This is a genomic window from Acinetobacter sp. FB (assembly GCF_056033405.1).
The window spans coordinates 1,921,433-1,947,814 of sequence record NZ_CM148502.1 but is presented as its reverse complement, the minus strand read 5'-3'; the positions used below and the strand labels follow the sequence as shown (position 1 = coordinate 1,947,814).

Genomic DNA, 26,382 nt, shown 5'->3' with positions numbered 1-26,382 from the left:
ACGGTAGTTGCATTAACTTTTAACGCGAAGTCTAGTAAAATTTTGCTGTCCATATTACTTGTAAAGCTTGTAGCAAGCTGGAACTTACAAGTAATTTTTTAAAAAAGAGGAATAACACTGTGCTAGAAGCTTACCGCCAACACGTTGAAGAACGTGCCGCACTCGGAGTCCCACCGAAGCCGCTTGATGATGCTCAAACTGCTGAACTTGTAACTTTATTAAAAAATCCACCAGCAGGCGAAGAAGCATTTTTAGTAGATTTGCTTGAAAACCGTGTTCCAGCAGGTGTTGACCAAGCTGCGTATGTTAAAGCTGCTTTCTTGGCTGCTCTAGCAAAAGGCGAAGCAACTTCTCCACTTGTAACTAAAGAGCGTGCAGTTTACTTACTAGGTACGATGCTTGGTGGTTATAACGTTGCTCCTTTAGTTGAACTTCTTGACAATGCTGAGCTTGCTGAATTAGCTGCAGAAGCATTGAAGAAAACTCTTCTTGTATTTGATGCATTCCATGACGTAGCAGACAAAGCAAAAGCAGGCAATGCTGCGGCTAAAGCTGTTTTACAATCTTGGGCTGAAGCAGAATGGTTCACAAGCCGTGCTGACGTTCCAGAAGAAATCAAAATCACTGTGTTCAAAGTAACAGGTGAGACGAATACTGATGACTTGTCTCCAGCTCAAGACGCTTGGAGCCGTCCAGATATCCCATTACACGCAAATGCAATGTTGAAAAATGAGCGTGACGGTATCAACCCTGAAAAGCCAGGTGAAGTTGGTCCATTAAACCAAATCAAAGAATTGATCGCGAAAGGCAACCAAGTTGCTTACGTGGGTGACGTTGTTGGTACGGGTTCAAGCCGTAAATCTGCAACTAACTCTGTACTTTGGTTCTTCGGTGACGAACTTCCACACATTCCAAACAAAAAAGATGGTGGTGTGTGCTTAGGTTCTAAGATTGCTCCAATTTTCTTCAATACAATGGAAGATGCAGGTGCATTACCTGTAGAAATCGACGTTGCCAACATGAACATGGGTGACGAAGTTGTATTGAAAATTGATCATGCTGCTGCAAAAGTTACTGCATTCAAAGACGGTGTACAAATTGCAGAAGCTGAGCTTAAAACGCCTGTACTTTTAGACGAAGTACGTGCTGGTGGTCGTATTAACTTGATCATTGGTCGTGGTTTAACTGCGAAAGCGCGTGAAGAATTAGGTCTTGCACCTTCTACTTTATTCCGTACGCCTGTACAACCTGCTGACACTGGTAAAGGCTTTACACAAGCTCAGAAGATGGTTGGTCGTGCATGTGGTTTAGCTGAAGGTCAAGGTATCCGTCCGGGTACTTACTGTGAACCTAAGATGACAACTGTTGGTTCTCAAGATACAACTGGTCCTATGACTCGTGACGAGTTAAAAGACTTAGCGTGCTTGGGCTTCTCAGCTGACTTAGTGATGCAGTCTTTCTGTCACACTGCTGCGTATCCAAAACCGGTTGACGTAACAACTCACCATACATTACCTGATTTCATCATGAACCGTGGTGGTGTATCTTTACGTCCAGGTGACGGTATTATCCACTCTTGGTTAAACCGTATGCTACTTCCAGATACCGTTGGTACTGGTGGTGACTCACATACTCGTTTCCCAATCGGTATTTCATTCCCGGCGGGTTCTGGTCTTGTTGCGTTCGCAGCTGCGACTGGTGTTATGCCACTGGATATGCCTGAATCTGTACTTGTTAAGTTCAAAGGTAAAATGCAGCCTGGTATCACTTTACGTGACCTTGTACATGCGATTCCTTACTATGCGATCAAAGCTGGTGACTTAACTGTAGAGAAGAAAGGTAAGAAAAACATCTTCTCTGGTCGTATCCTTGAGATCGATTTATCAGAAATGGAAAATGACTTGACCGTTGAGCAAGCATTCGAACTTTCTGATGCATCTGCTGAACGTTCTGCTGCTGGCTGTTCAATCACACTTTCTGAAGAGAAAGTTGCTGAATACTTACGTTCTAACATCACCATGTTGAAGTGGATGATTGCTGAAGGTTATGGCGATGCGCGTACTATGGCGCGTCGTGCTGAAAACATGCAGAAGTGGTTAGATAACCCAAGCTTGTTGAAAGCTGATGCTGATGCAGAATACTTAAAAGTTTACGAAATCGATCTTGCTGACATCAAAGAACCAATTCTTTGCTGCCCGAACGATCCAGATGACGCGAAACTTCTTTCTGACGTTCAAGGCGACAAGATTGATGAAGTATTCATCGGTTCTTGTATGACCAACATCGGTCACTTCCGTGCAGCGGGTCAGCTACTTGACAAAGTACCTGGTGGTTCATTGTCTACTCGTTTATGGTTGGCTCCACCAACACGTATGGACGAGCATCAATTGATGGAAGAAGGCTTGTATAACATCTATGGCCGTGCTGGTGCGCGTACAGAGATGCCAGGCTGTTCATTGTGTATGGGTAACCAAGCACGTGTTGCACCGAACACTACATGTGTATCGACTTCTACACGTAACTTCCCGAACCGTTTAGGTCAAGGTGCAAACGTTTACTTAGCTTCTGCTGAGCTTGCATCTGTAGCTGCGGTTCTTGGTAAATTACCAAGCCCAGAAGAATATCAACAGTACGCGTCTCAAATCGACAGCGCTGCTGCTGACATCTACAAATACTTAAACTTCGACAAGATGGGCGAATATACTAAAGAAGCTGATCAAGTTGATACTAAGAAGATCCAAGCTGCTCAATTGACTTAATGAGCTAGGATCAAGAAAAGCCGAAAGGCTTTTCCCTAGCGCAAGAACAAAGCTATGCTTTGTTTGAGCAAAAAGCTAAAATAAGGGCTGAGTAATCAGCCCTTATTTTTTATAAAATGAAAAGTATTTTGACGATAAAAGATAACATTTCTGAACTAGTTAATATTATCCATAAAAAGCAGAAGGTTGAGGATCTAGAAATAGCAATTAAAGATTTAGTTTCTTTAATGTTAAAGGATTATCCTTATTTAAAACCGCCAAAATTTTCAATTATTCCGACAAAAACTTTAGCATTTTCTGTTTGGTATGAGGAACCAAATGCAATTACAGAGACATTACTGATTGAGCAAAATGGTTTTACTGCTTATTTATGGAGGTGCGATGACCAAAAATGGTATTTGGATGATTTAGATTCTGAACCTCATGAAATTGCTTGCAAATTAATAAAAAATATACCCGTACTTCACTCTATTCCTGAGAACCCGAAAGAGATTAAGCATTTACTTGAAATTGGATTAATACATTTTAATCCAATTTTATTTCCTTGTTTTTCAAATAAAAAATTAGACGACAGTAGGGAAGTATTAACATGGGACGATCGCTTTTTATTAGTAGGTACTCAACTGAAGAATCTTAAACTTTATAGCCATGAAGAGTGGAAAGCTTTGACTGATAGAGAAAACCACCATTTAAACTGAGGTTCTATTTATGGCACTACTACATGATTTTGTTTTATTGAATAAAAATGAATTCTCTTATGATGATTGCTGCGAGCTAGTCGGTAAAGATTCTTATGATGTTTCAATCCATGATGATCTTATTATTTATTTTAATGATTTTTTAAAATGGATACCTACCTATAATCCAAGTTTAAAAGTTAGGCATACTGGTTTAAATTATTATGGTGTAACAGTAATTGATGGAGATGGAGCTAAAGAAGCATTTCAATTGTTTTCTAGTCTAGTTAATATTTTAAAGTTATCGCCAAAAGTTTTAACGTTAACAGGTGAGTATACTTTTATTCATGCATATGATGATGTGATTGACCCAAATGAAAATGTTGATCGTATTTTAAAAGAAACAGCAGGTTATGAAAAAATCATTATGCAAACGAGAGAAGTAATAGGACAATTTGAAATATTGGCAGAACTGATGCAGAAGATCATTCATTCTAATAATAGTTTGTATGTGCTGCATTTGGGTATTTAAATTTAGAGGAACATTTCTATTCGTACAGAATGTTCCTCATATTCAACTCACCAATATCCCAACACTTTCCACCAAAGTCCGCCAATTACCACAAAGATGATGATATTGACCACACTCATAACAAAGCCAGCTTTCCACCATTCACCCAGTGTGGTGTAACCTGAGCCAAATACCACAGGCGATGTACCCGTTGCATAATGGGTTAAGGTCATCATGATGCTTGATGCTGCTGCCATCATTAAGGCAAACAACATCGGTGGTGCACCCAACGCCTGTCCAGCGGTATAAAAAGCTGCAAACATGGCGGTGATATGTGCTGTGGTACTGGCAAACATATAATGTGCATACAGATAAGCCAGCATTAACAATAAACAGGCAGGCATCCAACTCAAGCCTAAATGGCCAATCCCAGTTTCAAGCACACCCGAGAACCACGTAATTAAACCCAGCTTATTTAAATAAGTCGCCATCATCACTAAAGCAGCAAACCAAGTAATGGTATCCCACGCGCTTTTTTGCGTCAGGATATCTTCCCAAGTCAATACACCAGTAATTAACAGTAAGCCTAAACCAATAAAGGCTGTCGTGGTGGGATCAACCGCCCAAGCTGAACCGAAGATCATGGCAGGGATACCTGCCCATAACAGCAGTAAAATCCCAAATACACCCAGCATAATGATTTCATTTTTGCTGACAGGGCCCATTTCTTTTAGCTTGGTTTTCGCAAACTGAGCTGCATTTGGGGTTTCTTTGACTTCAGGTGGATACATCCAGTACATAATCAACGGCATGATGATTAAAGCAATTAAACCGGGTAATAACATCGCCAGTGCCCAAGTACTCCAACTCAAGGAAATCTGACTGTTGGTTGCTTTTGCCACCAGATCAACCACTAATGGGTTAGGGGCAGTTGCAGTAATAAACATGGCAGAAGTAATGGGATTGGCTTGGTAGTTCACCAAAGCTAAATATTTCCCCATACGACCTTCGGTACCTTTGGTGGGGTCGGAGTCATAACTGGTGGAAATCGCGCGTACAATTGGATGAATAATCCCACCACCACGAGCCGTATTACTAGGTGTTACTGGCGCAAGAATCAGTTCAGACAGCACCATGCTATAACCGATACCAATTGTTTTCTTGCCCCAAACTGCGATGAATAAATAGCCTAAGCGTGCACCCAATCCGGTTTTTTGCAAACCTTTGGAAATCATGATCGAAATACCAATCAACCAAATCAGAGGGTTGGCAAAACTGCTGAGGGCATCTTGAATGGCACCACTTGGACTGTCATTAGTCACACCTGTCACGGCGACTAAGGTAATAGCAATAATCGCAATTGCACCAATCGGCATGGCTTTACCAATAATCGCGGAAATGACACCGACAAACATTGCCAATAAATGCCATGCATTAGGGTCGACACCTGAAGGAACTGGAATAATGAACCATATGAGAAGCGAAATGAATAAAGAAATAAGGGTTGGAATAGGCTTGAATCCCACGTGAATTCCCCTTGTTGTCATGGGTTTAATAAAATTTATAGTTGTGTATAAATGAGCATTTAAAAAATTTTCATTAAAGATTGATTATTAAAAGCCAAACAGAAAAGTTCAAAGGTAATTTTGTGTAAAGAGCGTTATTTTGATTGATAAGTAAAATTATTGTCTTTGCTCAAAATCACTTATCAAATCGTTAAGCAACGTGTTACATTTTTAGCTTAGTTTACATCATGATCGGTACGGTATGGCTCAACTTTCATGGCAACGGTTGCGACTTTTTATTTATAATAATCTTCATAATGATGACTACAAAAGTACAATAAGTTCTTATGTTAACTATTTATTAATTATTCTCATTATTGGTAACGTTGCTGCTGTTCTCCTTGAATCGATTAATGAAATCTATAAGCTGTACCAACCTTATTTTGATTTGTTTGAAAATATCTCAATCCTGATTTTTAGTGGAGAGTATTTATTAAGATTGTGGAGTATCGTCGAAAAAAATCCAGACGAGGCTGCATGGAAGCAGCGTATTCGTTGGATGAAAAGTGGTGGGGCAATTATAGATTTAATGGCTATTTTACCTGCTTATTTGAATTTCTTTGTCCATATCGATTTACGTTTCCTGCGTGTTCTACGGTTGGTAAGATTGCTCAAATTGACGCGCTATTTTGTGTCATTACAAATTCTTTTACGGGTGATTCAGCGAGAAAAAGGCTCGTTCCAAGCGGTTATTTTTATCTTGGTCATTATGATTGTGATGACTGCTTCTGCGATTTACGTCGTTGAAAATAAAGCGCAACCTGAAGCCTTTAGTTCGATTCCACAAGCTATGTGGTGGGCCGTAGTAACTTTAACTACAGTGGGTTATGGCGATGTCACACCTGTGACTAATCTAGGACGAATATTAGGTGCATTTATTACTATTCTCGGTGTAGGGATTGCTGCTTTACCAGCGGGTATCTTGGCTTCAGGTCTAGCCAATGAACTGAATATGAGGAATCAGCGACTGGAACAGGAGTTCCGTGAAGTCTTACAAGCTAAAGGTCTGGATCTACTGCATGATCAAATGGAAATTGAACGCATTCGGAAAAAAGTCGGCTTACCCAAAGAGCAGACGCATGAAATTATCATTCAGCTCGTGCGAGAAAAACTACTTGAAGATCAGGAGCAGGAGAAGAAATCTTATCGTTTCTGTCCACATTGTGGTGAGAAGCTTTCGGAGTAAGGTGGCAGAATTATTTTAACAATCAATCAAAAATAATCTTTTTGACTGCTATATTGTCTGCAAGTTTGAAAATATTTTTTATCTGCATTTATGAGTTTACTGACTTTTTTATCATTTGTGATTTATTCGATTGTGACCTCCATTACACCGGGGCCGAATAATATTATGTTAGCTGCTTCAGGACTAAATTTTGGCTTTAAAAAAAGTATTCCACATATTTTGGGCATCGGCTTTGGTTTTGGGGTCATGGTCAGTTTAGTTGGTTTCGGTATTGGTGCAACCTTAGGTCAATCTGCTGTTATGTATGAAATGCTTAAAATAATAGGCATTGTCTATTTATTATATTTGGCATATAAAATTTATGGTGCGGGTAGCGTACAAGCTGAGGAGCGTCCAGAAAAACCATTGAATTTTATTGGGGCAGCTCTGTTTCAATGGGTTAATCCTAAAGCATGGATTATGGCGATGGGTGCAATCGCAACTTATAGTACTGTAGATAGCCATCTCGCTGAGTTTATTTTTATTGGTACAGTATTTGGTGTAGTGAGTATCCCATGTGTAGGTATTTGGGCTTACATGGGTGAGCGCTTGCAAAAGATTGTCAATAATCAGAAAAAAGTTCAACTCTTTAATGGATCTATGGCCTTACTTTTGGTCATTTCAATAATAAAGCCAAGTATAGATTCCGTAAAATTTTTCTTTTTCTAATTCGATGTTTGGTCTGACCAAGCGATCTACTGGAATATGTTTTTGCTTTGATGTTAATGTAATTAAAAATAAAATTAATTTGAGAGTTTGATATGAATCAATCAAAGATTCTATGTTTAGCAGCTATTATTTTAATTTTGTTGCTGCTTTTATCTGGCTTACAGCCGTATGATAGAGCGACATGGTTGATGGAAGTTGTTCCTGTCCTCGTTGTTTTACCTATCTTATTTGCAACTTATTCCAAATTTCCACTAACTAATCTCTTGTATAGCCTAATTTTTTTGCATGCAATGGTATTAATCGTCGGTGGGGCATATACCTATGCACGTGTACCTTTGGGTTTTGAGATTGCTCAATGGTTTGGTTTAGATCGAAATCCTTATGACAAGATTGGACATTTTATGCAGGGTTTTGTGCCTGCCATAGCTGCACGGGAAATTTTGATTCGACATCAGATTTTAGCCAAAGGGAAAATGCTTAGTTTTATTGTGATCTGTATTGTGCTAGCCATTAGTGCGACTTATGAATTGATTGAATGGGCAGCTGCATTAGCACTTGGACAAGGTGCGCAAGAGTTTCTTGGTACACAAGGATATGAGTGGGACACTCAATCTGATATGTTCTTTGCCTTAATAGGAGCGATCGCAGCCTTGTTATTCTTATCTAAATGGCATAACCAACAAATCAATAAATTGATCAGTTCATATCGATAAACTGATCAATCTGCCGTTAAATTACGGCAGATTGATTTTTGTGAGTGTATTTAGCATAAGCCAGAGCAATTAATAAGATTGCTAATCCCCCTAAACTCAGTACAAACCCAACCCAGATCGGTGCTAACCAACCCATATTATGGCTAAGTACCCATCCTCCAAGAAATGCGCCTAAGGCATTGGCTAAATTAAATGCGGAATGATTTAATGATGCCGCTAATGTTTGTGCATCGCCTGCGATGTCCATTAAATGTGTTTGTAATGCACCACCTAATCCAATCACAGTGAAACCAATTAGAAATAAGGCTGTAATCGCAGTATAGAGATTAGACATCATAAAACTTGCAAGTACAAAGGCGAGTGCAGAACTCACCAAAATTCCAATCATCGTTTTAAATAGGCTTCTATCTGCTAGCCAGCCTGAAACGAGACCTCCAATCACCATACCAACGCCCCAAATGGCTAGTGCAATCGGGACGATACGAATATCGGCATGTGTATATTCAGTTAAAATTGGAGACACATAACTATAAACAGAGAACATACCACCAAAACCAACTGCACCCACGGCAAGTGTTAGCCACATATTGATGTTTTTTAGACCTGCCAATTCCGCTTTAATACTGGCTGTCTTTTGAAGCGGAATATTGGGCACAAAAAGGCTGACACCGATTAAAGTAATAAAGGCAATGACGGCAGAAAACTCAAAACCAGATTTCCAACCAAATTGCTGACCAAGCCAAGTTGCAATAGGAACACCAATCACATTAGCAAGGGTGAGTCCCATCATTACTTGTGCAATCGCAGTCGCTCTACGTTGTTTTCCTGCCAATTCGGCTGCAACTAATGCTGCTACACCAAAATAAGCACCATGAGGAAAGCCTGCAATAAAACGGGATATCAGCATAGCTTCAGATGTTGTTGCGAAAGCGGTTGCGGCATTTGCTAAACCATAAAATAACATCAAGCTGAGTAATAGCGTTTTACGCGGTACTTTAGCTCCTAAAATTGCAATAATTGGTGCGCCAACCATAACACCAAGCGCATAGGCGCTAATGAAATAGCCTGCATGTGGAACACTGACATTTAAATCAGTAGCGATTTCTTGAATCAATCCCATAGCAACAAATTCAGTCGTTCCAATACAGAAACTACCAACTGCCAAGGAGAAAATAACCAGAAAAAGAGAGAAATTAGGTTGAAGAGATAAATTTAACAACTGTTTTAATCAGAACATAGAGAGATCTAAATTATAACCATCAAGATACTTTAGATCTTAAGCTTATCGTATTGATTGTGCATATTTATCAGATTTCGTAGAGCCTTTCGGCCATACATTTAAATAATTGAGTGAATTTGAGAGATCGTATTTTCTATAGTCTTTATCAGTTATAAAGATTATTTTTTTGTTGGAACAGATATTTTGAGATAAATGGCAAGAAACTTTGCTAAATGTGCACACTGTTGAGCAAAGTAACTGATAATTTTTGCTAAATTATTATCAAAGTCTGCATGTTCAGAAGCAATCTTTTGATGATGAATTTCATCTTTTTGAATATCTAATACTGCATGATGAATCTCAATATCTTTTTCTTTGAAGAAAATTGCAGCTTCATCAAGTTCTTTGTTTACAATATTTTCAATGCTTGCAGTACTGATCCAAATTGCATTTCTACCTAGCAATCCAATCAATAATCCATAAATTATTCCGCCTGCACACCAGAGTATAGAGGGTAAGACAACAGCATTTTTGTATTGAGCAAAAAAATAGCCGAACAGGTTAAAATGTTCAGTTTCATGCTGATGCATTTCATCTAGTGCTTTGACCATGTCTTTAAAAAATAGTTTTGCAATCAGCCTATGACCGTAGTAAACCCCCGTTGCTCCTTTTTCACACGCATGAATGATTCTTAGTTGGGTTTCAATTTCTTTGAGCATGCTCATAGTTTATCTTCATCATTATTATTGTTTGGAAAATATACAGTGCTTGGGTGGGTATGGACAATCAAATATTTGAATTATCTGATAAAAAATTTTTAATATTCCACAAAATTGCATTAGGTCATTAGCTTTTCCTAATTTTTATAAATAAGAACATAAGCTTAAATCGATATAGTCAAGATTCTAATTGTGAGTACATTTCATCTCACTAAACAATAATAAAATAAAATTCATGGTGAGACACACTCATGAATAACATGATAGGATGAATTAAATTCAATTGTGGTGATCGTTGTGTTAGAACTTCGTCATTTAAAAACATTAATTGCACTACGTGAGCATGGTTCATTGGTTGCGGCTGCGACAGATCTATGCCTAACTCCTTCAGCAATTTCTCATCAATTAAAAGAACTTGATCATTGGTATGGGGTAGAAGTTGTTAATCGCCGTAGTCGTCCAGTAAGTTTCTCCAATGTCGGCGAGCGTTTGCTTCGACTAGCAGATGATGTGTTGCCTCAGGTTCAGATAGCACAAACGGATATTACTCGTATCGTGCATGGACAAACGGGGAGAATTATTTTTTCATCTGAATGTCATAGTTGTTTTGACTGGCTGATGCCTTTATTAAATCAATATCGTCAGCAATATCCAGATGTCGATTTAGATTTTGCAGCGGGTTTTGAGTCTAATCCGCATGAATTATTGCAAAATGCTGAGTTTGATTTATTAATCACTGCTGATCCAATTGCACTCAAAGGGATTGAATACTTTCCGATTTTTGAATACGAGTCACGTTTGGTACTCTCAACGACACATCCGTTGGTGCGTAAAGAAAAAATCCTAGTTGAAGATTTGGCTGAACAAACGTTGATTACTTATCCAGTTGATAAACATCGTTTAGATATCATGGCGCATTTATTCATTCCAGCAAATATTCAACCTAAGCATATTCGAACGACTGATTTAACGCAGATGTTAATTCAGTTGGTTGCAAGTGGGCGTGGTATTGCGGCTTTACCTGACTGGGTCGTTAATGAATATGAACAAAAGGGATGGGTTGTCAGTCGTCGTTTAGACTGTGTGTCGCCGCAAGGATTGAGACGTACATTATATGCAGGCTACCGTACTGAAGATAAGGAGAAGAATTACTTTGAAGGTTTCATCAAACAACTAGAAAAATTTTCTCAGAAACGTACGCAGTATTACACTGTTTAAAAACATTATTTATTTATTTATTTATTTGGGTTTAATAGACAGTTTTGTCTATTAAACCAATAACTTGACTTAATAGAAATAATTCGCACAATTGAGCCATGCAACTGCGCTTGTTCAAAAAATGCCAAAACAATCCTCCTTATCGAACAAACAATTAATGTCTGTCATCGAAACTCAAACTGCTATTGCAAAATTGGGTGTCGATTTACACGCGGTAATGACGCTAGTTGCGAATCAAATTCAAAAACTGGTGATTTCTGCAACAGGAACAATTGTTGAGTTGGCTGAAGACGATGAAATGGTCTATCGAGCTGTTTCAAATAAAGCTGAGCATCTATTGGGTCTGCGTCTGCCATTGAATAAGAGCCTTTCAGGTTTATGTATTTCACAAAAAACAACCTTATATTGTCGTGATAGTGAAACAGATGCTCGAGTTAATCATGAAGCTTGTCGACGTGTCGGACTGCGCTCGATGGCAGTTGTACCATTATTTTATGAACAGCAGGTGATTGGTGTAATCAAAATTTATTCTGATCAGATAAATGCTTTTCATGAAAAGGATTTATCTCTTTTAGGATTGATGTCAGATTTGATAGCGGCTGCAATGTACCATGCTACAAAATTCAGCGATCAAGCGTTGTATAAGCTTGCAACACGAGATCACTTAACAGGTTTAGCAAACAGAGCATTATTTTTAGACTCTTTAAGACTGAAATTGCAAGAAGCAAAACAATTTAAAGAGCAGTTAGCCGTTTTGATCGTAGATATGGATGGTTTGAAATTAATCAATGATCAATTTGGACATCGGTATGGTGATACGGCACTGATTGAAATTGCTAAACGGCTTTCACAGAATATTCGCAAAAATGATTTAGTCGCTCGATTGGGGGGAGATGAGTTTGCGATTATTCTACCTTCTGTAGAAAATTATGATGTAGCTAAACAAATGACTGTGCGTTTGGTTGATGCATGTAGCCAACCGTTCAGTTTTGAAAATATTTATCTGAAAATTGGTGCGAGTATTGGTTTAGCAATATACCCACATGACAGTTTAGAGTTACAGCAGTTGATTGATGTTGCTGATTTGAATATGTATGGTGAAAAGAAAAAACGTAAATTGTCGCTATCTTAACGACTGATGATTAATTTGCTGTATTTGTATGGATTAAATTATTGAGAATGAATGTGTTTTCATAGTGAAACGGGCTAAAGACAAAATATCTTGTAGCCCGATCTGATGCTTAAGCCAACTTTTTATATGTACCATATTGATAAGCAATTTGTTCATCCCAAAATTGCTGCCATAAGTCACAATATTCTAAGCACATTTGGCGAATCGCACTGTAATCAGATTCAACGCAAGCTTGAGCAAGCACGAACCATAAATCATCTTCATGATCATCATCAGCAGCTTCTGCTGTTTCATCATGTGATACACCATGAACGTAGTAATATCCACTATCTACATCGAATCCAACGGCATTGGTTGCTTGACGTAAAGCTGGACTAAATAAAATCACTTCTTCTTCAGCAACGGCTAAAAGAGCTGAAACTGCCTGATAACGGTCAAAAGATTTTTCTAAGTAGTTGCGTACTTGTTGAGCAATAAGAGACGGCTGGTAATCATTACGCTCAGATTGAGTCAATTCAAAGTCGTCCAGTACATCTTCAAAGAGAGGATAGTGTGCATACTCTGGATTTCCAGCATAGTAACCCTCTTGATCAAAACCTGGACGGAAACCAAACTCATCTAAGATATTAAGATTAAGTAAGAAGCGAGGATACATCTTAGAACCAGATAGCAAACGCGGCTCTAATTGCTTCGTTTGGAACTGTGCCATGAGTAATGCATCAGTAAACACCTGAACAATCGCATGACGATATTCTAAATGAATATGCTTCAATGTTTCTTTATCAATTACACCATCATTTAGCATTTGAATAGCTGGATGAGTTGAAACAGGATGATTTGAAATCTCTGCTCTTAACTCTTTCAGAAAATTCAAATTCTTGTTCCATAATTCTTCAGAAATACTATTTTTCATTCCGTCTATAGCTTTCTGTCTAGGGTCGTTAAAGTTTTCAAATTTTTTTGGCATAGTCTTGTACTCAATGAATTAATATTATTGCTTTTCCAATTATATAGTGTCGATTTGCTTTGGTTGCTTTTGAATAACTATTAGTTCAACCAAATATCTTTTTATTGGATGACATAAATATAAAATGATTTTTTTGTGAAATCAATTTATTAAACAATCTAAAAAATAATAAGAAAGATTATTAATTAACTTAACTGATGTAAAAAGGTGATATAATTCACTATATATTTTAATTTTTTTTAAATGGAAATTTTTTTTTACAAATAAGCTTGTTAATCATAAGTTTTTTGCTTAATTTATATGAGGGTATATAAGAAATTCGCTTAATATAAATATACATAGGTGCCAGAAACTTCTAGCATTTAACTATGTCTAAATAATTAATTAAGCTTTTTGATAAAATTTAAAAAGGATAATAAAATGTCAAAAAAAGAAGATATTATTGCAACGGCTCTGAATCTTTTTAACCGCTATAACTACAGCTCAGTAGGGGTAGACCGAATTATCAGTGAGTCTGGCGTTGCCAAGATGACTTTTTATAAGTATTTCCCTTCAAAAGAGAACCTCATAGAGGAGTGCTTGTCTAGGCGTAATAAGAGTATTCAAGAAGCGATTGAAAAAGAACTTAGTATACTTAACGAAGATGATTATTTAGGTAAAATTAAAGCAGTCTATTTTTGGCATGTAGCTTGGTTTAATTCTGATGATTTTCATGGTTGTATGTTTCAGAAAGCATCACTTGAAGTATTACAACAGTACCCGTCTATTATTCGACCAATCATTGAATATAGAGAGTGGTTAATGCAATTATTAGAAGGTTTTTTTGAAAAAGCTAAAGTATTTCAGCCTCATGTATTAACATCAATGTATATTAATATTTTAGATGGTATGACTGCTTATGCTAAAGTAAATAAAGACCATACACAAATAGAAGAATGCTGGTATTATATTGAAAAATTGATTAATTTAGATGCAGCTTGATTAGTATTTAATATTGCTAAATAGTTTATTTAGAATTTTAAAATATTTATTATAAAAAATAAACCGAGGTTTATAACCTCGGTTTATTTGTAGCAGTTTGTTTCTATTTATTTTTCAACGAATGCACGTTCAATAACATAATCACCCATTACACCCATACGTGGTGATTCAACTAAACCATGTTGATCAAGTAATGCTGCAACGTCTTTAAGGAATGCAGGGCTACCACAAAGCATTGCACGGTCAGTTTCACGATTGAAACGTGGCAAACCAATTTTTTCAAATAATTGACCAGACTCAATTGCGGTTGTAACGCGACCTTGGGTATGGAAAGGTTCACGTGTCACAGTTGGATAGTAGATTAATTTATCTTTGATACCCAATTCTTCAAAGAACTCATGGTTTGGTAGTTCATTTAAGATTAAATCTTGGTATGCAAGCTCTGATACATAACGCGTACCGTGAACCATGATCACTTTTTCAAATTTTTCATATGTTTCAGGATCACGTAATAAAGCCAAGAATGGTGCTAATCCTGTACCTGAAGATAACAGATATAAGTTTTTACCTGGCAATAAATCATCATGTACAAGAGTACCTGTAGGTTTTTTAGAAATAAGGATTTCATCGCCCACTTCTACTTTTTGTAAAATAGATGTTAAAGGACCATCTTGTACTTTAATTGAGAAGAATTCGAGTTCTTCTTCATAATTCGCACTCGCAATCGAATACGCACGCATTAAAGGCTTACCATTCACTTCAAGTCCGATCATCACAAACTGACCATTTTTAAAACGTAAGCTTGTATCGCGCGTAGTTTTAAAACTGAAAAGCGTGTCATTCCAGTGGTGAACATGAGTAATGCGTTCAACGTTAAAAGCAGCCATTAAAGGTCTCGATCACAGTTAAAAGAAACAGATTGCTATTCTAATCTAAAATCATTCTCTATAAACTGAATATATTTAATTGTGTTTATAAGAAAAAGTGATGAGCAATTCTGTGGTCATGCCGATTATCGGTTATATGCACTCTCCTTATCAGGAGAAATTTGGTATTCCAAGACAGCCAAATTTGGTGCAGGTGGAGTCCTATATAGAGTTGTCAGAACCTTATAATGATCTTTCGGCATTTGAGGGAATTGAAGACTTCAGTCATTTATGGTTGTTGTGGCAATTCCATGATAATAAAAATACTGATAACTCCTTGAATCAAATGTCTAAATTTCGTCCACAAGTACGTCCGCCAAGACTAGGTGGTAATCAAAAAATTGGGGTATTTGCAACGAGGAGTATGTATCGTCCATCTCCTATAGGTTTGTCGGTCGTTCGCTTTTTACGTGTTGAAAAATGTGCTAAGAGTGTTCGCATGTATGTGATGGGAAGTGATTTACTCAATAAAACCCCAATTTTAGATATTAAACCTTATATCCATTATTCAGATGCAGTGATAGATTCAGTCAGTGGCTATGCGCAAGACGAGCCGATTCGAAAGCGTGTTCTATGGAGCGAATTAGCACAATCAATTAAGCAGAAGTTCATTCAAGAGAATGACACTCAGCCGAAAATCTTTGACGAGTTAGAACAAGTTCTATCTTTAGATCCACGGCCTGCTTATCATGATGATGCGAGTCGAATTTATAAAATGAAGTTTTCCACGTTCGATGTGAGTTTTAATGTTGACGATGACAAGATCAGTATTTTAAAGCTTGAAACTCTCAATTAGCATTGATATTAGTGCTGTTGCATCCAGAGCATGATAATTAACACAGTCATATGTATGATTTGGGCTGGAATAAAAGCAAGAGCATATTTATATCCTCCAGTTAGTCCAGCGTTGATACTTTTCGCTAAAGCATGAGCAGCAAGTCCAATCATTAATGCAAGCATAAGTGTTGTTGCCTGAACGGTATCAGGCTCTGCTTGGACAACGATAGCAGCAATTGCCGCATGTATTTCAAAAAGAGATGCGATTAATGTACCTAAAATCAGACCTGAACTACCGAGCCAAAGGTTGAGAGCATATACCGCGGCTTGAATTGCTGATAAGGCAAAAGTAATAATGATGGCATTTTTGAAGCTGAACATGCGGCTGCTATCATTGGTTACGATTGTTTCACCATCGCCAATAGATGTCCGCATCAAATATAAAGCCCAAATAGATAGAACGATGGTTGAAATGATAGTTGGCAAAAATATGATTTTGAACCAAGCCAAGCTAATGCTTGCAACAATAATGAGCATTTGAATAAGCGTAGATACGCAGGACATCAAGGCAGCACCAGCATTTACATGAGGGTTCGCACCATTGTTACGAACTTCCATACCCAGATTTGCGATAGTTGCTGTGCTTGAGACAAAACCAGATGCCAAAGCAGAAAATACGATTGCATTTTTTGATGATAGAAGTCTTTTGGCAAAATGTGCTAATGCTTGTACAAATAGTATGAGGCTTAATAATTTCAAAATTGTATAGGGATTTAATACTGGTCCCCAAAATGCTTGGTTAGGTACTAAGGGCAGTGCAATCAGTATTAAAGCCAGTAATAGCACGCCATCGCGTAGTTCGCTTTCATTAATCCACTGGTTTGCGAGCCCGTGAAGTGATTGCTTCGCAAAAAGTAGAATGGTCAGCGTCACTGCAAGCCCAGCAGCCAAATTGATATTCCATATGCAAACAGCACCAATGAAATAGGTCATTATGAGTGCAAGTTCAGTAGTCACACCAGGATCATCGGGTTGATTTTTAAGTGATGCAATACTTATAGCACCAATTAAAATTGCCCCCGTAATTCCTATTTCTAAATTAAATAAAAAGCACAGTGTTCCTAAAAGAGAGCTAATTGCAAAGGTTCTAAAACCAGCAAAGGTTTTGGTCTTATGCTTCGCTTTGCTTTGTTCCCGTTCTAAGCCGATCAATAATCCACAACCGAGCGATACAGCAAAGATCATGATTAACTGACTCAAAGCCGTATTTTGTATTGATAAATCAAGTAAATCAGTCATGTCATATCCTTTCGCTTAGAGGATCATCGTTATTGTTTAGGCAAAATTTAGTTGAATTTATATGCTTTAAAATTTCATAAATGCATTGCTCTATCTTAATCCTTTTTGCTTTTATGGCTAAGTTATCTATATGTTTTTTAAAGTGCATTTAATCAATATTGAGTCATGAAATGATCTGGGAGATTTCAATAAATCTCTGTTATATTATAGAAATAGCTTGGGGTATAACAATGACGTTTAATTTTCAAATCGATATTTTTTGGTGCTTAGAACAATTACAAAAAGATGGACGAATCAATGAACGGGATAAATTATTAGTACAAACAACACATCGTCAAAAAGATGAATTGAAGTGGCATCCTTTACAGTGGGTTGCAAAATTTAATCTTAAAGATCAACTAAATCCAGAAACCATTTTAACACTCAATCGTCTATGTCTATGGTTGGCTGAAAAATCGCATGTTCCTTTGTTTGTAATTGATCCTCTAAAGGCTGATGTGACGGCATTAACCAATGTTATGTCTCAAGAGTTTGCAGCTCGAAATCATATTTTGGCAGTAGAAGTTCACTCTGATCGTATTTTAATCGGTACAGATCAGCCATTTATGATGGAATGGAAAAATAATTTAGAAAGAAGTTTGAGCCCAAAAAAAGTTGAAGCTGTGCTATTAAATCCAGAACAGCTACAACGTTATTTGATTGAATATTATCAAGTTAGTCGAGCGGTGAGTTCTTCTCAAGGCACAAGTGCTTTTGACCGTGACAATAAAGGGGTTGAAGCTTTACTGCAATTAGGCGATACACAAAACCCTGATGCCAATGACCAGCATATTGTGAAACTCGTTGATTGGGTATTGCAATTTGCTTTTGAGCAGGGTGCAAGTGATATTCATTTGGAGCCTCGCAAAGACAAAGGCAAGGTGCGTTTTCGTATCGATGGTGTATTACATACAATTTATAATATGCCTGCCAATACACTTACAGCAGTGATTTCCCGTATTAAAATTTTAGGTCGCATGAATGTTGCGGAAAAACGTAAACCACAAGATGGACGTTTAAAAACGCGAACACCGAAAGGTCAAGAAACCGAGTTACGTCTTTCTACACTTCCTACGGCATTTGGTGAGAAGCTGGTCATGCGTATTTTTGACCCAGAAGTCTTAGTACGTAGTTTTCAACAATTGGGTTTTGAAGGGCATTTATTACAGAGTTGGCAGCAACTAACACAACATAGCCACGGGATTATTTTGGTGACGGGGCCAACAGGTTCAGGTAAAACGACAACCTTATATTCATCTTTAAAGCAATTAGCAACAGAACAAGTGAATGTTTGTACCATTGAAGATCCGATTGAAATGTTGGAACCAAGTTTTAACCAGATGCAGGTGAATCCAAATATCGAACTAGGTTTCGCCGATGGTGTTCGTGCACTGATGCGTCAAGATCCTGACATTATCATGGTGGGAGAGATTCGTGACCATGACACCGCCAATATGGCGATTCAAGCAGCATTAACAGGACATTTGGTTCTTTCGACTTTACATACCAATGATGCACCTTCAAGTCTGACCCGTTTGCATGATTTAGGCGTACAACCATTCTTAACCGCAGCAACGATTTTAGGTGTTCTAGCACAACGTTTGGTGCGCCGACTCTGCCCACTTTGTAAGCAAGAAACGGCAATTAATGAACAAGAGTGGGAGCATCTTACTTTTGATTATATGATGGATATGCCAACGACGATGTATAAAGCAGTTGGATGTGAAGCATGTCGCCATACAGGTTATAAAGGTCGTGTAGGTATTTATGAATTTATGCCAGTAAGTTTAGAGTTAAAGTCTATTATTAGTGCTCATGGCACACTGAATGATCTGAAAGCACAATCTAAGAAAGAGGGTGTTGAGCCACTGCGGATTGCAGGTGCACGCAAAGTCATTGAAGGTGCAACCACGTTAGAAGAGGTATTGCGTGTTGTCCCTTTGAGTTAAGCAAATTATTGATCTTCAGATTCACCTCATCTTCATTTGTTTTAATGACTCTATAGAAATCAAGCAACGAAGATGAGGAATCAAATATGAATATCTTTTCTAAAGTTATGGTGATTGCTGGTTTAGTGGGTACCACAACATTTGCAATTGCAAACACTGGTGCAGTTAACCAACAGGCTCTCGCTCCAACTCAGGTAATCACAGTAAAACAAGCATTGACGTTAAAAGACGATACCCCAGTGCAATTGAAAGGTTATGTAGTCAAAGCGACTGGAGATGAGAAATATCAATTTAGCGATCAGACGGGGATGATTACAGTCGATATTGATGATGATCTATGGCAAGGAAAACCTATTTCAGCTAAAACGCCAGTCACTATTATTGGTGAGATTGATATTGACTATAAACCGACTAAGCGTGTTGAAGTCGATGTCGATCAAGTTCAGTTTTAAATCATAACTACTAATAAAAACCACATGACGCTCATGTGGTTTTTTGTTTATCCTTTAATTAAATTCTAAAAATAGAAAGAGAACAATTATTTATGCGCATTTTACTAGCGGAAGACGATGCTTCTCAGGCAGAAAGCATTAAAGACTGGTTAGAAATGGATGGTTATAATGTGGATTGGGTAGAACGTGGCGATCACGCGATTTTGGCAATAGAACAACATCATTATGATTGTCTCTTGTTAGATCGTGGTTTACCTCAAGCCTCTGGCGATGAAATTGTTAAAGTAATTCGCCGTCAAAATGCGCAAACCCCTGTTATTTTTATTACTGCAAGAGATCATATTCAGGATCGAGTCGAAGGTTTAGACTTAGGCGCAAACGATTATTTGGTTAAGCCATTTAACTTAGAAGAATTGTCTGCCCGAGTGCGTGCTCAGTTACGCCAACATCAAGCTCAAGCTGGGCAATATTTGAATTTTTCAGATTTACAGCTAGATCCACAAGCAAAAACACTAACCAAAGCCGAACAGCCAATTAATCTAACTGCTAAAGAATTTCAAATTTTGCATAAATTAATGCTAAAACCTGATCATATTGTAACTCGTGAACAACTTGAAGAATCCCTTTATGCGTGGGGGGAAGAAATTGAAAGTAATGCAATTGAGGTTTTTATATATCAGATTCGTAAAAAAATTGGTGGGCACTATATCAAAACCATTCGTGGTTTAGGCTATCGAATGGATCAGGAATAAGCTTATGAAAGTCGTGTCTTTGCAAACTAAACTGCTAAAGACCTCGTTAATCAGTTCGATTGTTGCAGGTTGCATGGCATTGCTACTATTTGTAGTGATTTCAATATATCAAACCATGCAAGTGCAAGATGAAATCATGGATGAGATTTCTGATATGTTATTGATCTCTGATTTAACTAAAACCTCTGGTCAGCAGATTGATGAGTTAAGTGATCAGTTCGATATTGAATACCGTCTGAGTAATCACCAACAGGTATTAACACAGTCTAAAGATTTTCATCTTGATCAATCGTATTACAAGCTCATCTTTAAAACTGCTGATCATTATGGCTTGATTTGGCAAGATCAAAAGTTATGGCGTAGTTATATTGTCGATGAGCCTAATTCCAATTTAGAGGTTATGGTATTACAAGCATTAGATGAGCGGTTTAATGAGTTACTTCATAGCTTTATGAGCTACTCATTCATTTTAATACTGGTGTGGCTACTGCAATGGATTATTTTACATTTCTTGATTAAACGTCAATTCAAAATTATTCATCAATTATCTACCAAAATATCAGCAAAAAATGCGAATGATTTAAGCCCGATTCTGCCCAGTGTTATTGAGTTAAAAGAGTTACAACCGATGATAACGCAACTCAATAATTTATTGCGCCGTTTAGATCAATCGTTGCAGGCAGAGCAACGATTTACAGCTGATGCATCGCATGAATTACGTTCTCCTTTGTCCGCTATTCAAATGCGTTTACAACTTTTACAACGCAAATATCCTGAGCACGCTACAGATTTTAGACAAATGCAGCAAGATGTAAGTCGAGGCATTCAGACCTTAGAAAATCTACTTTTGTTGGCGCGGCTAGACCCAGAACATGCTGAAAATTTGCCTAAAATATGTATCAATTTACATACTGTTATTGATGAAGTTATTCAAGCTTTAGAGTTATTTGCTAATCAAAAGTCGATTAAGTTACATCTACAACTTATGGGAACTGAAAACCACACAATTCTTGCCAATCAACAGTTACTCTTTACCTGCATTCGAAATATTGTTGATAATGCAATTCGTTATACGCCAGAAAATGGGCATGTTTACATTACTTTAAAGAAACAATCTTATTTAGAACTAATTGTAGAGAATGAGGGAGAAGCATTGAAAGAGGAGGTTTTTGAGCGCTTGGGTGAACGTTTTTATCGTGCTTTAGGGACTAAAACTCAAGGCTCTGGTCTAGGACTCTCAATTTGCAGAAAAATCATCGAATTACATGATAGTAAAATAGTATTTTCACCATCTGAGTATGGTGGACTCAAAGTGAGTATTCAATTAAATACGGTCTAATTTGACCAAACAAAAAAAGCAGTACGCGCTGACATACTGCTATTCCCACGTTTATTATTATGCGGTTGTTATTATATTACTTCGTTAAAATCAGACGATTATTACGAGTTAAACGCAAGCGGTATTCTTCACCCGCATGCATTATGCGTATTTCCCGACCTAAGGCAAAAAGATTATTGGAATGCAACATTGGCAATGATTGAGCTGCATCTGTACTACGTGTAAATAGGTTAAATGGTGCGTTCATTTGTTATGCTCCGTGGTGTGTTTTTTAATGATTTAAATGATAATCATTATCGAATAGGCCTGTCAACGTAAATTTCAAGAATTTACAAAATCATTAATTATTGATGTTTTTAGCATGTGAAATCGTTGTTAAATTCATTAAAATTGTTGTGAAAAAAATAGAGATATTAAACTGTTATGGCAAAAGCTATTGTTGATGTTGCGATCGCAATTTTATTGCATAAATCTAAAGTGTTAGTGGGTTGGCGACAAGCAGATCAACATCAAGGTAATAAACATGAATTTCCTGGTGGAAAAGTCGAACTAGGGGAATCACCTGAACAAGCTTGTCGTAGAGAGATTTATGAGGAAGTCGGTATTGGTTTAAAGGTGTGGCATGCGTTTGATATTATTCGTCATGAATATGAAGATGTTATTGTTAATTTACATCTTTTTCATGCACACGTACCTGAGGAAATGCTTAATCAAATTCATCAACCTTGGACTTGGTATCAACGCGCTCAACTAGCGAGTTTAAACTTTCCGAAGGCAAATGCTGTAATTCTGGAACGCTTAATCTGGTCTCATTTGATTAAGATCAGTGATCAAATTGATGCTTTACCACATCATAACTTTCAAATGTATTGGCGCATTCCAACAGCGGAAGTTGAAAAGCTTGAACAACAGTTAGAGATTTTAACTGATGAACAATTACAAAAAATTATAATCAATACTGATATTTATCAAAATATTAACATGGTTCTACAGTCTAGAGTGAAGACAATTCATCTTAAACAATCACAATTAATGGCACTTAAAAAAGGTGAATTGATTGTTGGTAAACGTTTTATTGCAGCCTGTCATGATGCTGTTTCATTACAACATGCACAGCATATAGGTTGTGATGCAGTATTTTTGAGCCCTGTGAAAGCAACTGAAACACATCCAAATGCAAAAGTATTGGGTTGGAATGACTTTGCTGCATTAGCTCAGCAGAGTGATATTCCAGTTTTTGCTTTAGGTGGTGTCTCACCTGAAGATTTAGAACAAGCCCAAAAACATCATGCTTATGGGCTTGCTGGGATTCGTCAATTTAGTTCAATTGATTGATCAAACTTTTATAATGCTTGAATGGCTTTTTTAGCTTCTTGGGCTTTTACAGGATGATTACGTGCTTCGCTTGCTCGGAGCACAATAAACCAAAGTTGTTTTTTCATCGAGTTACTTTGCGCATAGCTTAAACCTCGACGTGCCAAAGCTTCCGCATTTGCATATTGCTTGCGTTGGTCTGCAATCAGTGCCAAATACAAATAAGTTTCGGTCGCTTGGGGAGCAATACGTTGAGCTTGAAGAGCATAACGTTCTGCTTCCGCAAGTTGCTGTTGCTTATAAGCAACTTGGGTTTTTTGCATTAATGTTCTAAATGCTGGTAATTGACTCCCATCATTGAACTTTTGCTGTACTTTTTGCTCAGGTACAACCACTTGTACGTTTTGACGCTTTATTTCCTTCTGCTCATACGGCGTAATTTTTACATTCGACGCGGGCGGAGCAGTTTTCTTTTTCTGCGTGTTTGACGTACTTGGTGGTTCTCCCAATTTAATTACCACTTTTTTATTCGGTGTTGGGGCTGAATTACAACCTGCAAGCAGCAATACACCAATCACAATCGTTATTTTCTTCATCATGTCCAATCATCCTTGTAACTTAGTTTTCACCGCTATAACTACCGCTCGAAATCACACGTGTAGAATTATGATTGGATAAATCGGTGTCCATTTGATTTTCACTTTCTCGAATATAATTGGTATTGCCATCACCATAATGATCCCCTTGAGTGTCTTCTTCGGAAGGGATATTGGTTGGTTCAACTTCATAATGTGATTGACCGCAGAGGGTTGCACGACGAGGTACAGTTTGTCGAAGTAGGGGAATATACATTGCGCCATCGCAGCCTTGCGCCGATAAATCACCTGTTGCGCTATCTATCCATTGCCATTCTACATTGTCAGTTTGACGAAGATTGACGGGTTCTTGACGAAGCTGTTTCATTACATTGGTCCAGACAGGTAATGCGCCTGAAGAACCTGTGAGACCGGTAACTTTATTATCGTCCAGACCTAACCAGACGACAGCGACATGATTGCCTGAATAACCAGCAAACCATGAATCGCGTGTATCATTGGTGGTGCCAGATTTACCAGCTAAATTTAAGGTTTCAGGTAAGCTGCCATAAGCTGATCGTCCAGTACCTGAACGCATAACTTGTTGCAAACCATAGTTCAAAATATAGGCAGCAGCAGGATCAATAGTTTGTTGAACATTTAAGCTATAACGTTCAAGCAAATGTCCTTTTGCATCAACAACAGTACGAATAGAGCGAGGAGGATATTTGAAACCACCTGTTGCAAAATTACCATAAATGCCAAGTACTTCCATTGGGGACATATTTACTGCACCCAAATAGATAGATGGATAAGCTGGGATATTTGAACTAACACCAAATTGTTTTAGCTTATTTGAAAATGCTGATAATCCAAATTCATTTCCTAAACGAACAGCAGATAGGTTATATGAATTTGCCAAGGCTTGTTGCATAGGTACAACACCGTGTTCACCACCACTATAATTTTTTGGTGTCCAACTCTTATCGCCCTCAACTGGAATATTAACGGCACTATCTTCAATCGGACTCGCCCACGTATAACGTCCGGATTCGATCGCATTTAGATAAATAATTGGTTTTAACAACGAACCGACTTGACGTTTAGCGTCTAGTGTACGGTTAAAGCCAGTAAAATCTTGGGTTGAACCAACAGCAGCAACCAATTCACCATTCTCAGGATGAGCAACAAGCACAGCGCCTTGTAAGTTTTTCAAACGTGCTGGATTTGCTTTTGCTAAACGTTCAACAGAGTCTTTAAAAGCATTTTGAACTTGTGTCTGTGCAATCGGGTCAAGCGTTGTGAAAATTTTCAAGCCTTGATTGGTAATATCACTTTCTTGATATTCTGTACGTAATTGGCGACGTACGATATCAAGGAAATCTGGGAATTTTGCAGGTCCTAAAGTTGGTTTACTCACAATATTTAAAGGACGTGAGATTTCATCTTGATATTCTGTTTCAGATAAATAGCCCATCACCATCATATTGTTTAATACAACATCACGGCGTTTTTTTGCCGCCTCAGGATTACGCCAAGGATTATATAAAGTTGGACCCTGTACTAAACCAACCAAAAAGGCTTGTTGGGAAATATTTAATTCACTCAGAGGTAAACCAAAATAGAATTGTGAAGCTAAGCCATAACCGTTAATTGAGTAATTGCCATTTTGACCTAAATTTACTTCATTTAAATAAGCTTCTAGAATTTCATCTTTGCTGTAATGTAGCTCAATCAACAACGCCATAAGGGCTTCATTGACTTTACGTTTGAGCGTTTTTTCTGGTGAAAGATAGAAATTTTTAACTAACTGTTGGGTTAATGTTGAGCCGCCTTGACGTCGACCACCTGTTGCATTACTGACTAAGGCACGTGCTGTACCTCGAATAGAAATACCATGATGGTGATAAAAATTTCGGTCTTCTGTTGAAATTAAGGCTTCAATTAGTGTTTTTGGTACTTTATTCAGCTTAATGAGGACACGGTCTTCATTATGTTGTGGATAGATACCACCAATTAATAGAGGTTCTAAACGAGCAATGCCTGTGCTAGAAGGTTTAGTTGAACGAATTTCACCGACTTGACCTTGATTGAAAGCAATCTCAAGCACCTGTTCAGGTTCATTACTATCACCATAGTCAAAACCACGTGTATGAACATACATTTGGTTACCTTGAATGATGTAACTTCCTGATTTTTCATAGTTCGCCGTATTTTTATAGCCCAATAATTTTAATTCTTGGACAAAATTATCTTGAGTAATGGGTGCATTCGCATAGATTTCTAATGGACGAGCAAATACCTTGGCAGGAATATCCCAACGCTGACCTTCAAATTTATTGCGAATAATATTATCCAAACGGATCAGATAGATACTAAAGGCAATAAACACACCAATCACTAAAATTGAAAAAATTAGTGCTAGAAAACCAATACCACGTTCACACTTCATAGACTTGCGTTAAAACCGAAACAATGTGAGTAATGATGCGATAGCTTATTGTCATTTTGCAATCATAAAACTGTGAATAAATAGCAACATGCAATAAAAACTTTCAGAAGGTGTTGACATTAATCGTATAAAAAAACAACGAATAGACATTTT

At 37.6% G+C, this 26,382-nt stretch carries 24 protein-coding genes; 15 read left to right on the top strand and 9 right to left on the bottom strand.

Annotated elements, in window-relative coordinates; translation table 11 throughout:
* Positions 1-119: 119 nt before the first annotated feature.
* The 3 genes from AC0JIQ_RS09110 (at position 120) to AC0JIQ_RS09100 (ending at position 3,968) form a co-directional block, all read left to right on the top strand.
* Positions 120-2,759, top strand: a complete 2,640-nt coding sequence (locus tag AC0JIQ_RS09110) for a bifunctional aconitate hydratase 2/2-methylisocitrate dehydratase (protein ID WP_474201436.1) — start codon at positions 120-122, stop codon at positions 2,757-2,759.
* Between the two features lie 116 nt (positions 2,760-2,875).
* On the top strand, positions 2,876-3,457 hold the full coding sequence (locus AC0JIQ_RS09105) for a hypothetical protein (protein WP_474201435.1): 582 nt from the start codon (positions 2,876-2,878) through the stop codon (positions 3,455-3,457).
* Between the two features lie 10 nt (positions 3,458-3,467).
* Positions 3,468-3,968 (top strand): hypothetical protein, encoded by a 501-nt coding sequence (locus AC0JIQ_RS09100; RefSeq protein ID WP_474201434.1) that lies wholly within the window; start codon positions 3,468-3,470, stop codon positions 3,966-3,968.
* Positions 3,969-4,015: 47 nt separating this feature from the next.
* On the opposite strand, the gene AC0JIQ_RS09095 is transcribed toward AC0JIQ_RS09100, so the two are convergent.
* On the bottom strand, positions 4,016-5,473 hold the full coding sequence (locus tag AC0JIQ_RS09095; protein ID WP_474201433.1) for a DASS family sodium-coupled anion symporter: 1,458 nt from the start codon (positions 5,471-5,473) through the stop codon (positions 4,016-4,018).
* Positions 5,474-5,714: 241 nt separating this feature from the next.
* Here AC0JIQ_RS09095 and AC0JIQ_RS09090 point away from each other — a divergent pair, with 241 nt between their 5' ends.
* From AC0JIQ_RS09090 to AC0JIQ_RS09080, 3 genes are all read left to right on the top strand, one after another.
* Entirely contained in the window at positions 5,715-6,698 is a 984-nt protein-coding gene (locus AC0JIQ_RS09090) for an ion transporter (RefSeq protein WP_474201432.1), read from the top strand.
* Between the two features lie 90 nt (positions 6,699-6,788).
* Positions 6,789-7,406 (top strand): LysE family translocator, encoded by a 618-nt coding sequence (locus tag AC0JIQ_RS09085; RefSeq protein WP_005215883.1) that lies wholly within the window; start codon positions 6,789-6,791, stop codon positions 7,404-7,406.
* A gap of 92 nt (positions 7,407-7,498) precedes the next feature.
* On the top strand, positions 7,499-8,119 hold the full coding sequence (locus tag AC0JIQ_RS09080; RefSeq protein WP_474201431.1) for a DUF2238 domain-containing protein: 621 nt from the start codon (positions 7,499-7,501) through the stop codon (positions 8,117-8,119).
* A 16-nt stretch (positions 8,120-8,135) separates the two neighbouring features.
* Here the strand turns inward: AC0JIQ_RS09080 and AC0JIQ_RS09075 are convergent, their stop codons facing one another.
* Entirely contained in the window at positions 8,136-9,338 is a 1,203-nt protein-coding gene (locus tag AC0JIQ_RS09075; protein ID WP_474201430.1) for an MFS transporter, read from the bottom strand.
* A gap of 179 nt (positions 9,339-9,517) precedes the next feature.
* Positions 9,518-10,063, bottom strand: coding sequence for a demethoxyubiquinone hydroxylase family protein (locus tag AC0JIQ_RS09070; RefSeq protein ID WP_474201429.1), 546 nt, complete (start codon positions 10,061-10,063; stop codon positions 9,518-9,520).
* Positions 10,064-10,354: 291 nt separating this feature from the next.
* Here AC0JIQ_RS09070 and AC0JIQ_RS09065 point away from each other — a divergent pair, with 291 nt between their 5' ends.
* Both AC0JIQ_RS09065 and AC0JIQ_RS09060 read left to right on the top strand, forming a co-directional pair.
* Positions 10,355-11,275: a LysR family transcriptional regulator gene (locus tag AC0JIQ_RS09065; RefSeq protein WP_474201428.1), complete on the top strand. Its 921-nt coding sequence runs from the start codon at positions 10,355-10,357 to the stop codon at positions 11,273-11,275.
* A 121-nt stretch (positions 11,276-11,396) separates the two neighbouring features.
* Complete coding sequence (locus AC0JIQ_RS09060; RefSeq protein WP_474201427.1) at positions 11,397-12,407, top strand: diguanylate cyclase domain-containing protein; 1,011 nt, start codon at positions 11,397-11,399, stop codon at positions 12,405-12,407.
* Between the two features lie 109 nt (positions 12,408-12,516).
* Here the strand turns inward: AC0JIQ_RS09060 and AC0JIQ_RS09055 are convergent, their stop codons facing one another.
* Positions 12,517-13,374 (bottom strand): hypothetical protein, encoded by an 858-nt coding sequence (locus tag AC0JIQ_RS09055; protein ID WP_336936978.1) that lies wholly within the window; start codon positions 13,372-13,374, stop codon positions 12,517-12,519.
* 420 nt (positions 13,375-13,794) lie between these two features.
* Here AC0JIQ_RS09055 and AC0JIQ_RS09050 point away from each other — a divergent pair, with 420 nt between their 5' ends.
* The gene (locus AC0JIQ_RS09050) at positions 13,795-14,355 is read left to right on the top strand and encodes a TetR/AcrR family transcriptional regulator (RefSeq protein WP_004661875.1); all 561 of its coding nucleotides are present in this window, start codon (positions 13,795-13,797) and stop codon (positions 14,353-14,355) included.
* 107 nt (positions 14,356-14,462) lie between these two features.
* On the opposite strand, the gene AC0JIQ_RS09045 is transcribed toward AC0JIQ_RS09050, so the two are convergent.
* Positions 14,463-15,242 carry a ferredoxin--NADP reductase gene (locus tag AC0JIQ_RS09045; protein WP_004661877.1) on the bottom strand — a complete coding sequence of 260 codons (780 nt, stop codon included), beginning with the start codon at positions 15,240-15,242 and terminating at the stop codon, positions 14,463-14,465.
* Positions 15,243-15,342: 100 nt separating this feature from the next.
* Between AC0JIQ_RS09045 and tsaA the strand changes: the two genes are divergently transcribed.
* A complete protein-coding gene (tsaA, locus tag AC0JIQ_RS09040; RefSeq protein WP_346508749.1) occupies positions 15,343-16,077 on the top strand; it encodes a tRNA (N6-threonylcarbamoyladenosine(37)-N6)-methyltransferase TrmO in 735 nt (244 codons plus the stop codon).
* An 8-nt stretch (positions 16,078-16,085) separates the two neighbouring features.
* Here tsaA and AC0JIQ_RS09035 read toward each other — a convergent pair whose 3' ends face one another.
* A complete protein-coding gene (locus tag AC0JIQ_RS09035) occupies positions 16,086-17,357 on the bottom strand; it encodes an MgtC/SapB family protein (RefSeq protein ID WP_346508751.1) in 1,272 nt (423 codons plus the stop codon).
* Between the two features lie 230 nt (positions 17,358-17,587).
* On the opposite strand from AC0JIQ_RS09035, the gene tfpB reads away from it, so the two are divergent.
* The 4 genes from tfpB to AC0JIQ_RS09015 all read left to right on the top strand — a co-directional run bounded on the left by tfpB (position 17,588) and on the right by AC0JIQ_RS09015 (position 21,888).
* A complete protein-coding gene (tfpB, locus tag AC0JIQ_RS09030) occupies positions 17,588-19,345 on the top strand; it encodes a type IV pilus assembly ATPase TfpB (RefSeq protein WP_474201426.1) in 1,758 nt (585 codons plus the stop codon).
* 86 nt (positions 19,346-19,431) lie between these two features.
* Positions 19,432-19,797, top strand: a complete 366-nt coding sequence (locus tag AC0JIQ_RS09025) for a NirD/YgiW/YdeI family stress tolerance protein (RefSeq protein ID WP_046738341.1) — start codon at positions 19,432-19,434, stop codon at positions 19,795-19,797.
* 92 nt (positions 19,798-19,889) lie between these two features.
* Positions 19,890-20,549, top strand: a complete 660-nt coding sequence (locus tag AC0JIQ_RS09020) for a response regulator transcription factor (protein WP_474201425.1) — start codon at positions 19,890-19,892, stop codon at positions 20,547-20,549.
* A 4-nt stretch (positions 20,550-20,553) separates the two neighbouring features.
* On the top strand, positions 20,554-21,888 hold the full coding sequence (locus tag AC0JIQ_RS09015; protein ID WP_474201424.1) for a sensor histidine kinase: 1,335 nt from the start codon (positions 20,554-20,556) through the stop codon (positions 21,886-21,888).
* A gap of 76 nt (positions 21,889-21,964) precedes the next feature.
* Here the strand turns inward: AC0JIQ_RS09015 and hemP are convergent, their stop codons facing one another.
* Positions 21,965-22,135 carry a hemin uptake protein HemP gene (gene hemP / locus AC0JIQ_RS09010; protein ID WP_004661888.1) on the bottom strand — a complete coding sequence of 57 codons (171 nt, stop codon included), beginning with the start codon at positions 22,133-22,135 and terminating at the stop codon, positions 21,965-21,967.
* 176 nt (positions 22,136-22,311) lie between these two features.
* On the opposite strand from hemP, the gene AC0JIQ_RS09005 reads away from it, so the two are divergent.
* Entirely contained in the window at positions 22,312-23,223 is a 912-nt protein-coding gene (locus AC0JIQ_RS09005) for a thiamine phosphate synthase (RefSeq protein ID WP_474201423.1), read from the top strand.
* 8 nt (positions 23,224-23,231) lie between these two features.
* Here AC0JIQ_RS09005 and AC0JIQ_RS09000 read toward each other — a convergent pair whose 3' ends face one another.
* Complete coding sequence (locus tag AC0JIQ_RS09000) at positions 23,232-23,801, bottom strand: tetratricopeptide repeat protein (RefSeq protein WP_474201422.1); 570 nt, start codon at positions 23,799-23,801, stop codon at positions 23,232-23,234.
* Positions 23,802-23,820: 19 nt separating this feature from the next.
* On the bottom strand, positions 23,821-26,229 hold the full coding sequence (gene mrcB / locus AC0JIQ_RS08995) for a penicillin-binding protein 1B (protein WP_046738337.1): 2,409 nt from the start codon (positions 26,227-26,229) through the stop codon (positions 23,821-23,823).
* Between the last annotated feature and the right edge of the window lie 153 nt (positions 26,230-26,382).

Bases quoted from the DNA above. Each gene is read 5' to 3' on its own strand.
- AC0JIQ_RS09105 (WP_474201435.1), top strand. From the start codon at position 2,876: ATGAAAAGTATTTTGACGATAAAAGATAACATTTCTGAACTAGTTAAT.
- AC0JIQ_RS09090 (WP_474201432.1), top strand. From the start codon at position 5,715: ATGGCTCAACTTTCATGGCAACGGTTGCGACTTTTTATTTATAATAAT.
- AC0JIQ_RS09085 (WP_005215883.1), top strand. From the start codon at position 6,789: ATGAGTTTACTGACTTTTTTATCATTTGTGATTTATTCGATTGTGACC.
- AC0JIQ_RS09000 (WP_474201422.1), bottom strand. From the start codon at position 23,801: ATGATGAAGAAAATAACGATTGTGATTGGTGTATTGCTGCTTGCAGGT.
- AC0JIQ_RS09005 (WP_474201423.1), top strand. From the start codon at position 22,312: ATGGCAAAAGCTATTGTTGATGTTGCGATCGCAATTTTATTGCATAAA.
- AC0JIQ_RS09060 (WP_474201427.1), top strand. From the start codon at position 11,397: ATGCCAAAACAATCCTCCTTATCGAACAAACAATTAATGTCTGTCATC.
- AC0JIQ_RS09050 (WP_004661875.1), top strand. From the start codon at position 13,795: ATGTCAAAAAAAGAAGATATTATTGCAACGGCTCTGAATCTTTTTAAC.
- AC0JIQ_RS09100 (WP_474201434.1), top strand. From the start codon at position 3,468: ATGGCACTACTACATGATTTTGTTTTATTGAATAAAAATGAATTCTCT.
- hemP (WP_004661888.1), bottom strand. From the start codon at position 22,135: ATGAACGCACCATTTAACCTATTTACACGTAGTACAGATGCAGCTCAA.
- mrcB (WP_046738337.1), bottom strand. From the start codon at position 26,229: ATGAAGTGTGAACGTGGTATTGGTTTTCTAGCACTAATTTTTTCAATT.
- tsaA (WP_346508749.1), top strand. From the start codon at position 15,343: ATGAGCAATTCTGTGGTCATGCCGATTATCGGTTATATGCACTCTCCT.
- tfpB (WP_474201426.1), top strand. From the start codon at position 17,588: ATGACGTTTAATTTTCAAATCGATATTTTTTGGTGCTTAGAACAATTA.
- AC0JIQ_RS09020 (WP_474201425.1), top strand. From the start codon at position 19,890: ATGCGCATTTTACTAGCGGAAGACGATGCTTCTCAGGCAGAAAGCATT.
- AC0JIQ_RS09070 (WP_474201429.1), bottom strand. From the start codon at position 10,063: ATGAGCATGCTCAAAGAAATTGAAACCCAACTAAGAATCATTCATGCG.
- AC0JIQ_RS09025 (WP_046738341.1), top strand. From the start codon at position 19,432: ATGAATATCTTTTCTAAAGTTATGGTGATTGCTGGTTTAGTGGGTACC.
- AC0JIQ_RS09080 (WP_474201431.1), top strand. From the start codon at position 7,499: ATGAATCAATCAAAGATTCTATGTTTAGCAGCTATTATTTTAATTTTG.
- AC0JIQ_RS09055 (WP_336936978.1), bottom strand. From the start codon at position 13,374: ATGCCAAAAAAATTTGAAAACTTTAACGACCCTAGACAGAAAGCTATA.
- AC0JIQ_RS09015 (WP_474201424.1), top strand. From the start codon at position 20,554: ATGAAAGTCGTGTCTTTGCAAACTAAACTGCTAAAGACCTCGTTAATC.
- AC0JIQ_RS09035 (WP_346508751.1), bottom strand. From the start codon at position 17,357: ATGACTGATTTACTTGATTTATCAATACAAAATACGGCTTTGAGTCAG.
- AC0JIQ_RS09045 (WP_004661877.1), bottom strand. From the start codon at position 15,242: ATGGCTGCTTTTAACGTTGAACGCATTACTCATGTTCACCACTGGAAT.